General features: G+C 57.5%; 12 protein-coding genes. 4 read left to right on the top strand and 8 right to left on the bottom strand.

The window, feature by feature from the left end; genetic code table 11:
• Positions 1-7 precede the first annotated feature (7 nt).
• The 3 genes from GS632_RS01930 (at position 8) to GS632_RS01920 (ending at position 3,436) form a co-directional block, all read left to right on the top strand.
• A complete protein-coding gene (locus GS632_RS01930; RefSeq protein ID WP_171721601.1) occupies positions 8-1,225 on the top strand; it encodes a phenylacetate--CoA ligase family protein in 1,218 nt (405 codons plus the stop codon).
• 122 nt (positions 1,226-1,347) lie between these two features.
• On the top strand, positions 1,348-3,012 hold the full coding sequence (locus tag GS632_RS01925) for an iron ABC transporter permease (RefSeq protein ID WP_171178530.1): 1,665 nt from the start codon (positions 1,348-1,350) through the stop codon (positions 3,010-3,012).
• Positions 3,013-3,085: 73 nt separating this feature from the next.
• On the top strand, positions 3,086-3,436 hold the full coding sequence (locus GS632_RS01920; protein ID WP_171178528.1) for a DUF2794 domain-containing protein: 351 nt from the start codon (positions 3,086-3,088) through the stop codon (positions 3,434-3,436).
• Here the strand turns inward: GS632_RS01920 and GS632_RS01915 are convergent.
• The 3 genes from GS632_RS01915 to GS632_RS01905 all read right to left on the bottom strand — a co-directional run bounded on the left by GS632_RS01915 (position 3,433) and on the right by GS632_RS01905 (position 6,002).
• Positions 3,433-4,170, bottom strand: coding sequence for a C40 family peptidase (locus GS632_RS01915; RefSeq protein WP_171178525.1), 738 nt, complete (start codon positions 4,168-4,170; stop codon positions 3,433-3,435). The genes GS632_RS01920 and GS632_RS01915 overlap by 4 nt on opposite strands.
• Positions 4,167-5,549 carry a M17 family metallopeptidase gene (locus GS632_RS01910; RefSeq protein ID WP_171721602.1) on the bottom strand — a complete coding sequence of 461 codons (1,383 nt, stop codon included), beginning with the start codon at positions 5,547-5,549 and terminating at the stop codon, positions 4,167-4,169. Before GS632_RS01910 ends, GS632_RS01915 begins: the two co-directional genes overlap by 4 nt.
• Before the next feature lie 63 nt (positions 5,550-5,612).
• Positions 5,613-6,002 carry a hypothetical protein gene (locus GS632_RS01905; protein WP_171178855.1) on the bottom strand — a complete coding sequence of 130 codons (390 nt, stop codon included), beginning with the start codon at positions 6,000-6,002 and terminating at the stop codon, positions 5,613-5,615.
• A 145-nt stretch (positions 6,003-6,147) separates the two neighbouring features.
• Between GS632_RS01905 and GS632_RS01900 the strand changes: the two genes are divergently transcribed.
• On the top strand, positions 6,148-6,798 hold the full coding sequence (locus GS632_RS01900; protein ID WP_171620355.1) for a carbonic anhydrase: 651 nt from the start codon (positions 6,148-6,150) through the stop codon (positions 6,796-6,798).
• Positions 6,799-6,891: 93 nt separating this feature from the next.
• Here GS632_RS01900 and GS632_RS01895 read toward each other — a convergent pair whose 3' ends face one another.
• The 5 genes from GS632_RS01895 to GS632_RS01875 all read right to left on the bottom strand — a co-directional run bounded on the left by GS632_RS01895 (position 6,892) and on the right by GS632_RS01875 (position 12,750).
• The gene (locus GS632_RS01895; RefSeq protein ID WP_171721603.1) at positions 6,892-7,809 is read right to left on the bottom strand and encodes an endonuclease/exonuclease/phosphatase family protein; all 918 of its coding nucleotides are present in this window, start codon (positions 7,807-7,809) and stop codon (positions 6,892-6,894) included.
• Positions 7,810-8,073: 264 nt separating this feature from the next.
• Positions 8,074-8,742, bottom strand: a complete 669-nt coding sequence (locus GS632_RS01890) for a hypothetical protein (protein WP_171721604.1) — start codon at positions 8,740-8,742, stop codon at positions 8,074-8,076.
• Positions 8,743-9,398: 656 nt separating this feature from the next.
• Positions 9,399-10,421, bottom strand: a complete 1,023-nt coding sequence (locus GS632_RS01885; protein ID WP_171721605.1) for an aspartate-semialdehyde dehydrogenase — start codon at positions 10,419-10,421, stop codon at positions 9,399-9,401.
• Positions 10,422-10,524: 103 nt separating this feature from the next.
• Positions 10,525-11,556: a glycosyltransferase family 4 protein gene (locus GS632_RS01880; protein ID WP_171721606.1), complete on the bottom strand. Its 1,032-nt coding sequence runs from the start codon at positions 11,554-11,556 to the stop codon at positions 10,525-10,527.
• Positions 11,557-11,577: 21 nt separating this feature from the next.
• A complete protein-coding gene (locus GS632_RS01875; protein WP_171721607.1) occupies positions 11,578-12,750 on the bottom strand; it encodes an MFS transporter in 1,173 nt (390 codons plus the stop codon).
• Positions 12,751-12,843 lie beyond the last annotated feature (93 nt).

Below are 12,843 nucleotides of genomic sequence, written 5' to 3'. Positions count from 1 at the left end.
TATGGCGATGACCTATTTCGATGCACTCGAAACGCGCTCGGTAGACCAACGCGCCTCAGATCAGGCGGCAGCGCTTGTGGAACAGATCAAGCGCGTGTCATCCGCGCCCGGGTTCGCGGCGCACCTGTCGGATTCAGACACTAATAAAGTAGTTTCAACGGAAGATTTGCCGCTTTTGCCGGTGTTGCGAAAGTCGGACCTGACCCGCGCGCAAGCCGAACGGCCGCCCTTTGGTGGGTTTACGGTGAAGCCCGCGCGGCATTTTCATCATGTATTCCAGTCGCCGGGCCCAATTTATGAACCGGGCAGCACGGATCACGACTGGTGGCGCATGGGTCGCTTCCTGAATGCTGCAGGTGTGGGCGTTGGAGATATCGTGCAGAACTGCTTTGGCTATCACCTGACCCCGGCGGGCATGATCTTTGAAAATGGTGCACGCGCGGTTGGCGCAGCCGTTTTGCCTGCGGGCACTGGACAGACGGAATTGCAGGTGACAGCGGCGCGGGATGTCGGTTGTACGGCCTACGCAGGAACGCCGGATTATCTGAAAGTCATTCTGGACAAAGCCGATGAGATGGGCGTTTCGCTGAACTTCTCAAAGGCCGCCGTTGGTGGCGGGGCGCTGTTTCCGTCACTGCGTCAGGAATATGCTGATCGCGGGATTTCGTGCCTGCAATGTTATGCGACAGCCGATCTGGGCAACATTGCATATGAAAGCCCAGCGATGGAGGGAATGATCATCGATGAACATGTGATCGTCGAGATTGTCACCCCCGGAACTGGTACTCCGGTCGCTCCGGGTGAAGTGGGCGAGGTTGTTGTGACCTCTTTGAACCCCGATTACCCGTTGATCCGCTTTGCAACAGGTGATTTGTCGGCGGTGATGCCGGGCGTTTCGCCTTGCGGCCGCACCAACACAAGGATCAAGGGCTGGATGGGCCGCGCGGACCAGACCACCAAGATCAAGGGTATGTTCGTTCGCCCAGAGCAAGTGGCGGCGCTGGTCGACAAGCATGACGAGATTGTCAAAGCCCGCGTCATCGCGATGCGTCAGGGTGAGATGGACACGATGACCGTCCAAATCGAAAGCGCGGGCGGCGAAAACCCCGCCTACGCCAAGTCAGTTGCCGAAGTGCTGAAGCTGAAAGGCGCGATCGAGGTCGTGGCCCCGGGTTCGCTTCCCAAAGATGGCTTGGTCATCGAGGACCAGCGGGTTTACGAATAGCCTTAGAAAATGGGTCTGCGGCATTTAATGCCGCAGATTTATTGGCCTACGTACTGGTGTTTCCGAGCTTTTTGGTCGATTAAAGGCGGACCCTTCGCCTTTGTCAGTTAACAGCCGGGATGATGGCCGAAATCGAATACTCACAAAACGGATCGCGCAATCGTGGCGTACGCGGAACCCGGCTGTTGGCGGGGATCGCGTATATCGTGGCGGGGGCTTGCCTGTTGCCCATGCTTGCCGTGGTATTGGCAGCAGTGACGGGTGGGACGGATACGATCTCGCATCTGATGCAAACGGTGTTGCCGAGTTATACGGTCACGACCCTGATCCTTGTTGTACTGGTTGCAGCAGGTACCTTTAGTATCGGCACCGGAGCCGCTTGGCTGGTTACGATGACCCGCTTCCCCGGCGTACGCTTTTTGGAAATCGCACTTGTGCTGCCACTGGCCTTTCCCGCCTATGTTTTGGCTTATGCCTACACGTTCATTCTGGACCACCCGGGGATCGTTCAAAGCACATTGCGGGACGTGACAGGCTGGGGGCCGCGCGACTATTGGTTCCCGGAAATACGCTCGACCGAGGGCGCGGCGGTGATGCTGATCCTTGTGCTTTACCCCTATGTCTATCTGCTGGCACGGGCGGCCTTTCTGCAGCAAAGCGCAACGGCGTTTTTGGCGGCCCGGGCGTTGGGCAACAACCCGTGGCTGGCGTTTCGGCGCGTTTCGCTGCCAATGGCACGGCCGGCAATTGCGGGCGGCGTTCTGCTGGCGGTGATGGAGACCATCGCGGATTTTGGCACCGTTTCGTATTTCGGCGTGCAGACCTTTGCGACCGGTATCTACACCAGTTGGTTTTCCATGGCGGACCGTGCGGCGGCGGCGCAATTGGCGCTGTGCCTGCTGGTTTTTGCTCTGGTGATGGCCGTGGCCGAGCGCACGCAACGCGGCAAGGCGAAATATTATCAGGCCGGTAAACAACATGTCGCGCAACCGGCAGCCGACCTGACGGGCCTGCGCGCCTTAGGGGCCTTTCTGCTATGTGCGATACCGGTTCTGTTCGGGTTCTTATTGCCTGTGATCATTCTGGTTGAGATGGGGCTGGAGTCGGAACAAAACCTGCTGTCGCGGCGCTATATCGGTTTCATCCAGAACTCGCTGACTCTGGCCGGGACGGCAGCGGTCATCACCGTCTTTGCGGCGATCAGCATCGGGTTCTTCCAACGTCTCAGGCCCGGGCGGGCATCCTCAGCGACGGCTTATCTGGCGCGGTTGGGATATGCTGTGCCTGGGGGCGTGATTGCGGTGGGTCTGATCGTACCATTCGCCGGGTTCGACAACGCGCTGGATGCCTGGATGCGTAAGACCTTCGATGTGTCCACCGGATTGCTGGTCACAGGTTCGATCTGGTTGCTTGTCGCTGCCTATATGGTGCGGTTCCTGGCAGCTGCTCTCAGCGCCTATGAAGGTGGGCAAAGTACGGTGCACGCCAATATGGATGCCGCTGCGCGGTCACTGGGTCAGTCACCGCTGGGGACCTTGCGGCGTGTTCATTTGCCTATTCTGACGCCTTCCCTGTTGACGGCGCTGTTGATCGTATTCGTGGACGTGATGAAAGAATTGCCCGCCACGCTGATCATGCGTCCGTTCAACTTCGACACATTGGCGGTGCAAGCCTACAGACTGGCCTCGGACGAGAGGTTGGAGGGCGCAGCCGTGCCATCTCTGGTCATTCTAGCCGTTGGTCTACTGCCTGTGATCCTGATTTGCCGTCAGGTTGGTCGCCGGTAACACTTCCGCCTGAATTCTTGGGTCATAACGCATCAGGCTTGATTCAAACGCGATTTCCGGCAAGGCTGGAGGTATGAATATGCAGCCTCCCAGCCGGTTTTCGGCAAGTGCAGCGCAGATGCCCGTCGCCTTTGACCGGCATGAGATGTCCCAAATCCTGTCCGTATATGGCCGGATGGTCGCCGCCGGAGAATGGCGGGACTATGGTATCTCGAACCTGCGCGACATGGCAGTGTTCTCGATCTTCCGGCGCACTGCTGAACATCCGATCTATCGCGTCGAAAAGCACCCGCGGCTTAGGTCCCGGCAGGGGATGTATTCTGTGGTCGGAATGGACGGTCGCATCCTGAAACGCGGCCACGATTTGCGCGCGGTGCTTAGAGTGTTGGAACGCAAGTTGATCCGGGCGGTCAACCTTGATTAGAGCCTTTTGTGAGCTGTGATCGGACCATCGCCCTGCGCCTGAATACGCTCAATGGCCTGATCCATAGGTTCAAACACAACCGCCATATGGCTGGCGTTGGCATGCAAAATCATGTTTTCTCCGGATACCCAGGCCACATGACCTTTCCAAAACAACAAATCGCCCCTTTGTGCGGCTGACCCGTCGGCGAGTGTCGTGCCCAAAGCACGTTCCTGATCACCGCTGTCTCCGGGACAGGGAATGCCGCAGGCCAGCAACGCAGCTTGGACAAGCCCAGAGCAATCGATACCAAACCGGCTGTTTCCACCCCACAAATAAGGCGTCCCCAGGAACAATTCGGCCACAGCAACCGGGTCGTGTGGCGTATCTGAGATTGGTGCGGTGTGTACCTTTGGAACAAAGCCCCACTCGGTTTCCAGATAGCGATCTGTTTCCGCCAAAACATGGATCTTGCTTCCAAAGCTGAGCGATACCAGATCGCGGCTTTTGAAGTTTGCGCTTTCATATGCATGCGTCGCCGGTGCTTTGATCCAACGGGTGGCGGGGATGTCATGGGTCAATTGATCCGTTTGCAGCCAGCCAGTGTACCCGTCTTTGTCGGCGATGACCCGGCTCCAGCCGTCCTTTTCTTCTGCGACTTGAACCGTATCACCGAAAAGCACCTGCCTGTCGCGAGGCCCTTCAGGGTCGCGCAAAAGATCGACCACAGGTTTGGATATGCGCAGGCGAGTCATAGGCCCAACATCTCGGGCAAAGCGTTCAGAATCGCGCGCGGCCCTTGACCCAGCCCACCCTTGCTGCGCCCGGGTTCCTTGCTGGGCTGCCACGCATAGATGTCGAAATGAATATAGCGGCGCGATCCCACGAACCTGCGCAGAAACAAGGCGGCGGTGATCGAACCTGCGAACCCGCCCGAAGGCGCATTGTCCAGATCGGCGATGCCGGGTTCGATCATCGCCTCGTAAGGTGTGTGAAACGGCATACGCCAGACCGGATCAGCCGAAACAACTGCGGCGTTGGACAGCGCCAACGCGCAAGTTTCATCATCCGTATAGAACGGAGCCAGATCGGGGCCCACGGCGACGCGCGCCGCGCCTGTGAGCGTGGCCATCGAGATCACCAGATCGGGCTCACCCTCATCCGCCAACGTCAGGGCATCGGCCAGGACCAGACGCCCTTCGGCGTCGGTGTTGTTGATCTCAACCGTCAGGCCCTTGCGTGAGGTCAAAATGTCACCGGGCCGGAACGCGTTGCCCGCAACCGCGTTTTCAACAGCGGGGATCAGGACACGCAGCTGCACCGGCAAATCCAGCGCCATGATCATGCGAGCCAATCCAAGCACATTGGCGGCCCCGCCCATGTCTTTTTTCATCAGCCCCATCGAGGCACCCGGTTTCAGGTTCAGCCCGCCTGTGTCGAAGCATACACCTTTGCCCACGAGCGTCAGTTTTGGGCCGCTGTTGCCCCAGTTCAGCTCGATCAATCGCGGGGCCTGTTCCGCGGCCCGCCCAACCGTGTGGATCATCGGGAAGTTCTGATCCAGCAGCGCATCACCAAGGATTGCGTCGCAAGTGGCCCCAAACTCTGCGGCCAAAGCCTCGACCGCCTGATGCAGCTGTGCTGGTCCCATATCCGACGCGGGTGTGTTGACCAGATCGCGTGTCAAAGCCTCGGCCTGCGCCATTGCTTCGATACGAGCTGCATCCACCCCATCCGGTGCGACCAGTTCCGCTGACCCACCGGTTTGGGAGGCATAGTGATCAAACGCATAACCGGCCAACAGCCAGCCGAGGCATTCAACCTCTAACTGGTCCGCGGGCACGCCGGATGCGATGTGATAGGTTCCTTCTGGCAAAGACAGAGCGGCAGCGGCCAGCGGGAACCGTTTGCGCGTGCGTTTTTCTTCGGTTCCGTAGCCTGCCAGCGTCATCGCTGCTGCGCCATTTGCGCTTGGTACCAACAAAGTCTGACCCAGGGCCGCCGAAAACCCGTTCACAGCGACCCAAGATTGCACGTGCTGCGATTGCTTTTGCAACCAGCTTTCCAGGTCCGGCTGAGCAATCACATGCAACGGAAAAGAGGTGTCAGAGGGTAGAGCGAAGGACAGGGTCATGGGCGTCTCGGCGTTAGAATTCCACGCACAGACTAGCTGCGCCTGATCCACCTGCAACCCCCGTCAGACGGAAAGATCCTGCTGGTCCCATACGGCGGTCAATGAACGTTCGCCCACTCTGATCAGCCGCCCCAAGGTCGCAGCAGCCGCCACCGCATCACCGGCATCGACGGTTTGGGCCACATCAGCGGCTACGCGCGCCAGCGCCGTCATCCCGACCTGTTCAGAGATTGCAACCAGCGATTTGGCACATTTGCGCAGATCGGCCCATTCGCGGTGCCGCCAAAACCGTTCACAGTTTGAAAGACGCACGGCCAGTTCCTCAACCGTGCGGCACAGCACGTCCAACGCGTTCTTGTCCCCCAATTGGCTATACAGCCCGCCGAGTTGATCCGGGTCCAGCCGGACGGATTCCTTGTGTTCAAGCGCGATTATCTTTTCCACCACATTCACCCTTAATTTTGACGCCCCCACGGCGTTGTTTTGATATTGGCGGGAAATTCCTTTGCAAAACCTTGCAGTGAAACTGGATAATGGCTCGAATTTTTCTTGAATTCGGTTTAGAGCGTCCTGAAGCGAGAAGAACTGGGACAACACAATGGACTTTGCCAAGCCTTTGCCGACCTATCTGGTCAAGCGCTATCACGGGTGGAAAGCCACGACATATTCCGAGAACCAGGTTTGGTACAAACGGTTGGCAGAAGAGGGGCAGCGCCCTCGTGCGATGGTAATATCCTGCTGCGACAGCCGGGTGCATGTGACTTCCATGTTCGGGGCCGATCAGGGCGATTTCTTTATTCACCGCAACATTGCCAATCTGGTGCCGCCATACGCGCCGGACGGTGATCATCACGGCACCAGCGCGGCAATCGAATACGCCGTCACGGCGCTGAAGGTCGCGCATCTGATCGTGTTGGGTCATTCGCAATGTGGCGGTGTTCAGGGGTGCATCGACATGTGCAAAGGGGAAGCACCCCAATTGGAGGTCAAGGAAAGCTTTGTGGGCCGGTGGATGGACATCCTCAAACCCAAATACGAGCTGGTTGCCGATATCGAAGACCGTGTTGATCAGGCGCGGCAGTTCGAACGCCATGCGGTTGTGGCGTCTCTGGAAAACCTGATGACCTTTCCGTTCATCTCGGAGGCGGTCGGGCAAGGCGCGCTGAGCCTGCATGGCTTGTGGACAGATATCGGTGCAGGCGGACTGGAATGCTTTGATCCCTATCAGAAGAAGTTTGTTCCCGTCTGAAGCGGCTCTTTTTTGATTTGGGCCTGCGGTGGACGGCACAATCTCTGTCGAAAACCACACCTGTTTAGCGTGTGAGCGCCCAGCCCGCGTACGTCACTCTATTCGAATCCTGGCAAGCTTTCCCAGATGGTCCGATCCCATGAAAGGGCGCAATTCGACCGTTCCGATTGTGCCTTTGGGGAAGAGTAGGTTGTCTATCGGCAGCGGCAACTTCCAACTGCCAAGATGATGCGTATTCAGGGCGGTTCCAAAGCTTTGATTGTCCGCCGCCGCAGCGATCCGCTGAACGCTTGCCCCCCATGGTACCATGTTGAAATCGCCGGCAATCAGGACAGGGCCGTCCAAATCCGCAATGCGATCAGCGATAACCTGACTTTGCTGCGCTTGATCATAAGGAAACGGCCAATTCAGGTGAATCGATACAATCCAGACTGAAGTACCGTCAGGGGCCTCGACCTGAATGCCAACCAGCCCCGAGCCTTTCAGACAGAACTCAGAGTTTTCCACGATGGGCAGGGTTGTCAGGATGGCAACGCTTTGTTCGGGTCGAAAGCCGCAAACAGTCTTGGACGGGTAGTGTTCGAACAGGTTGCTCATGTATTTCTGGTTGTGGCTGGACACTTCCTGCAATGTCACAACCTGGGCGTCGGATGCGACAATGTCGTCCGCCAATGAATAGCGCGGCCAAGCTTTGCTCATCAGGTTTTTCTGATAAAGCGTCAGGCAAGTGCCGTTGCAATCGGCAGAGGGTGCAGCATAGCTGGTGGCGATCGAACCAAGGGCCATCGCGGCAACGGCAAAAGTTGTCAAAGCGAGATACCTGGCGCGCAGGTACAGCAACAGCGCTGAATAGAGTACCAGCAAAATACCAGCTTGCGGGCGTAAAAGGGCAATCGAGTCCCCAACGGCAAAGATTTGCCCGGTAAAGCCAATGAAGACAAGCGCCATCAGAACACTCGCGCATCCGATGGTCAGAGTTCTGCCAATTCTGCGTTTGGTCGAAACCTGCATGCTCTGCCTCAGCCGCCTTGCGCGGGACACCGCCTGAGGTGTGATTGGTCACATCTGCCGCGATCAAGGTTTGTTATTTAGGTGGCAAGCCAGCCCGTCTTTGTCAACAGACCGGGCAAATTTACCTCATTGAGGGCCGCCTCGCGCCCACAGCGGTTACTTGCACGCGTTGCGTAAGGATTGTCATGGGTTAAGATCTCAACGTTATCCGGTGCGTGCACTAAGGAGGCGAGTCCCAAACCCCAAAATTCGGTATTCAAGTGGTCAAGGTAGAGGTGTGATAGCCACCTTTGTGACCGGGTTAAGGTCGCCATTTGGGTCTGTCAGGATTCCCTCTGGGAAGGATACCGAGATGGGCTGGTCTTTTGTATCCATACAGAGCATGTGGTTGTTGTCTCCATCGCCTAAGTTTGCCAGCTCTGCTGGCTTCACCTCGCGCCGGGTCCCATCCGCCGCTTCGACGGTGATCGCGTAGAGATCGCGCTCAGCCTCGCCGGGCTCGGTACCGTCTTCCAGCGTCACGCCGCCCTCCCACACAACACGGACCGCCTGAACGATGCCCTCTGTTTGGCAGAGGCTGCCCCTGACCCGAGGTGGGCCCAGCGTGCCAACAAGTGTCCAGTCTTCCACAACCTCAGCCCATGCGATCGATGGCCCGTCTTCAAGGGGTATTACTGGCGTACTGGCTCCGCGAAAATCCATCGACCCGTCGATCGAATGCAGATGACCCACGATTTCAACGCTGACTGGTGGGTCAGTGTCCGAAGGGCCCAACCGCCCGATCAAGAGTACGGTACGCAGCTCTCCCGGATCAGTGGCGGGAAGAACAGACACGCAGTGCATGATCCCAATTTCGCCAGACCTAGTCCTGACCTGAAAGTCACCCGCCTGCATCGTGGCGACGTCTATCTCGGTCGAGAAGATAACAGGCATCCCAGAATAACCCTTTGAACCTTTGCAAATCACATTGGAAAGCCGCGGCAAAGCGTCAAGCCCGTGAAAGGCCGATAGAAGATTGGCAGATTGCCCGTTTGCCTGTCTCGGCAGGCTAGCATTGGCGGTCGTATCGGAAAGTTTGCGATTGGAGATGTTACCAGTCCAAGTCCCAGGTCCATAAAGTATGAACCAAGTGACGCCTACGCCGATTACGGCTGCCACGGCAACCAATACGCCTATTGTAGTACGCTTCGAGATGCCTTTGAGCATGTCAGAAACCCCAGCACGATTTTTTAAGTATTACTGCGAACGTCATTTGCCCTAAAGTAAGTTGAGGGAGGTGCCGAACAATAAAAATGAACACATGGGAGTGAAAGGTTGTGCATCTCGAACTTCGAATGGTTCGAACCGTCGCCGATTGTGTAAACTGCGACGGGGGAATTGGGCACTGTATGAAAGACTGCTTCGTCCGCTTATGACTAATCAGGTCGGGGTGCAGTATTTGGAAGGGCAGTTCTGTGGCCTCAATGTCCTGTCCAAGAAACTGTATGCGCGACTAGAGCCCGTTTGGTTTGCAATCTAGGCTGACTGAAACAAAAAAACCCGCTGACCAAACAGCGGGTTTCTTCTTGGTGTTTATTGGGGCCGGAACGTCAGCCCTTTTTCAGAACCTCACGGCCCAGCAGTTCAGCGATCTGTACCGCGTTCAGGGCCGCGCCCTTGCGCAGGTTGTCCGAGACGCACCACAGGTTGATGCCATTTTCCACGGTCGAATCCTGACGGATACGGCTGATGAACGTAGCAAAGTCACCCGCGCATTCGATGGGCGAGACGTAGCCACCGGCTTCGCGCTTGTCGATCACCATGATGCCCGGTGCCTCGCGCAGGATGTCGCGGGCTTCGTCTTCGTCCAGGAATTCCTCGAACTCGATATTCACGGCCTCGGAATGGCCGACGAAAACCGGAACGCGGACACAGGTGGCTGTAACCTTGATCGACGGATCGACGATCTTCTTGGTCTCGACCACCATCTTCCACTCTTCCTTGGTCGAACCGTCTTCCATGAAGACGTCGATTTGAGGAATGACGTTGAACGCGATCTGCTTTTGAAACTTCTTCGGCTCAACTTCGGTTGTCGGGTTGTAGATCGCCTTGGTCTGATCCCAAAGTTCGTCCATGCCTTCTTTACCGGCACCCGACACCGACTGATAGGTCGACACCACAACGCGTTTGATCTTGGCGCGGTCATGCAGCGGTTTCAGCGCGACAACCATCTGCGCGGTCGAGCAGTTGGGGTTCGCGATGATGTTCTTGTTCTTATAGTCGTGGATCGCCTCGGGGTTACACTCCGGCACGATCAGAGGAATGTCAGGGTCATAGCGATAGAGCGACGAGTTATCGATCACCACGCAGCCCGCAGCTGCGGCCTTAGGGGCATAGGTCTTGGTGGCGTCCGAGCCGATGGCGAACAACGCCATGTCCCAGCCGGTGAAGTCGAACGTGTCGATGTCCTGGGTCGTCAGTGTCTTGTCGCCAAAGCTTACCTCTGTGCCCAAGGAACGACGGCTTGCCAGAGCAGCAAGTTCATCGACCGGGAACTGGCGTTCCGCCAGGATGTTCAGCATTTCGCGGCCCACGTTACCTGTGGCGCCGGCGACAACGACGCGATAGCCCATTTCATGTCTCCAAAGTTAAGGACGCGCGTTCATAGCTGCGTTGCGGCGAAGAAAAAAGGGCTTTTGGCGTGGAATCGAACGTTTGACGTCGAATTGAGGTGCTTCAAGCGCTCAGAAGACGCTGGTAGAGCGCAACCAACGTCTCTGCCTCACCGTGAATATCGAAATTCTGTTCGACATGGGTGCGGGCGGCCTGACCGGCCTTCGACAGGGAATCACGGTTTTCCAGCATCTCCGCCGCCGCGTCTGCCAGCGCGGGAATGTCGTCGGGTGCCACCACCCGGCCCAGCGAGGGGTCGGTCACGATCTCGGAAAACGCGCCAACATCTGTTGCCACAACCGGCGCACCGCAAGCCATGGCTTCTAGGGGGGTGAGCCCGAACCCCTCCCACCGTTGGGGCGCGATGAACAGGTCCAGAACCTGATACCATTCGGCAATCTGATCGACCGTGACCTCGGGCATGAACAGGATGCGATCAGACAAGCCTGCTTTAGCAACCTTGTCTTTCAGCTCGGCCAGAAATGCGGTGTGCTTCTCGGTGGCCCGGCCCATGACGATACCTGAAACGGTGTCGAACCGCCCACACAGATCAATCATCGCGTCAACAAAGGCATCTGTACCTTTTTGGTGCCGGATGCGGCCGTAGCATCCCAACAGCAATCCGTCCGGCAGCCGCAGTTTTGCCCGAACGGCGGCCTTGTCCTGTGGGGGCGTAAAGTCCTCAAGGTTGATGCCGTGCATGACAACCTGCGCGTCGCGCTCAAGATACCCGGCAGTTTTTTGCGACGTCGCTACAATCGCGTCCATCTTGCCGATCAACCATTTGGTATAGCCCGTGTGGGGGCGTTGGGATGCGCTGGTGAACAGCAGTTTGAGTTTCAGGCGGAACACGTTCCGCAGGATCAAGCCCAGAAGCATCTCGGTGTTGCGGCGGGCGTGCCAAACGCGTGTTGGACGGCGTGACAGAAAGGGCAGGCGACCCAGTGGGATATGCGGGATGTCGGCGGGCAGGCCCGGACCCGTGGCGGCGATGTCGATTGATTTTGCCTGAAGCGGAACCAGCCTTGCGATGGTTGCGGTCACGCCCGAAAGCCTGCGTTTCAGATTTGGGGCTATGACGACGGGGTCTTTCACCGGGCTCTCCTGATGGCTGCTTCAGTCGACACTATCCCGGCTGAATAGATAGATCACGCAACCAATGGCAAGCGATATGGCAAAAAACCCGAATATCGCCGTGTAAGGCGCGGTTGACCCAGTCTGAACGGTGGCAGCATGAATCCGACCGGTGACGAACTGGGCAACGCCGACGCCACCGATGCCGAACAGGTTCAAAAGGGTCACGCCGCGGCCAACCAGGTGCGGTGGTACAAAGGCCCGACCATGGGCCATGATGACCGGAAAGCTGGCCCCGGCAAAGCCTATGACGGCCAGCAGCAGAACAGACAGCCAGATTGCGTTGTCAATCCACAGGCACAGCAAGGTCAGCGCCACTGCCCCCAGCGCATTGCCCGCAAAAACAACCCACTTTCGGGTACCAAAAACGCGATCCAATGGCCCGTAGACAAAAGTGCCAGCAATCATTGCGGTCCCCATGATCAGGGTCGCGGTGCCGATTTGCGTCGTGCTTAACCCGAAAACATCGTTCAGATATGGCCCGGCCCAAAGGCCCCGCAAAGCGCCAGAAGGCGCGTATGCGACCAACATCAGTGGCAGGATCAACCAGAGGGCGGGCTCCTTCACAAGGTCCAACAATGACCCCTTTTGGTCCGTCTCAACCTTTTTCGGATCATGCACAGTCAGCAAAAGGCCAAGAGAAATTGCAGCCGAAATCACGGCCAGCCCAACCATCGTTACGCGCCATCCCATCCACTCGACCGCGAGTGCGGTGGGGTAGGATGCCACGAGGTTGCCAACAGACCCCACGCCAAGCATCACAGCCGCCAAAGTGGCAAACCGCGCCGGAGGGTATTCTCGGGCAAAGATAAAATATGAGGCCATCAGGACCGGCGAGCAGCCAACGCCAATCAGACCCATTGCAATGCTGATATGCATTGGCGAAGACGCAGCGGCAAAAAGCGCCGCCCCTCCTGCACCACCAATCAGCAGCAGCACCGCTGCGGTCAGGCGGGGGCCAACCCGATCCAGCGCCCAGCCTACCGGGATTTGCATCGCAGCAAAAACCAGGAACCAAAGGCCCGAGGCAAACGCCAGATCCTCGGGTGTTGCGCCAATATCCTGTTCCAGGTCGAGGCTGAGAACAGCCAGAAACGCGCGGAAAAACTGGCTGAGTACGTAGCCCAGGCATAAAACTACCAAACCTGCCTGCATAACTTGCCCCTTATTTTGCGCGCTTTAGGGAAAGGCTTGGCATGTCATGATGCAACGCACAAGCGTGTGTAGTATATTTCAGATACGGGACTT

The organism is Ruegeria sp. HKCCD7296, from assembly GCF_013110775.1.
GTDB lineage: Bacteria > Pseudomonadota > Alphaproteobacteria > Rhodobacterales > Rhodobacteraceae > Ruegeria.
This window is presented reverse-complemented; position numbering and strand designations above follow the sequence as displayed.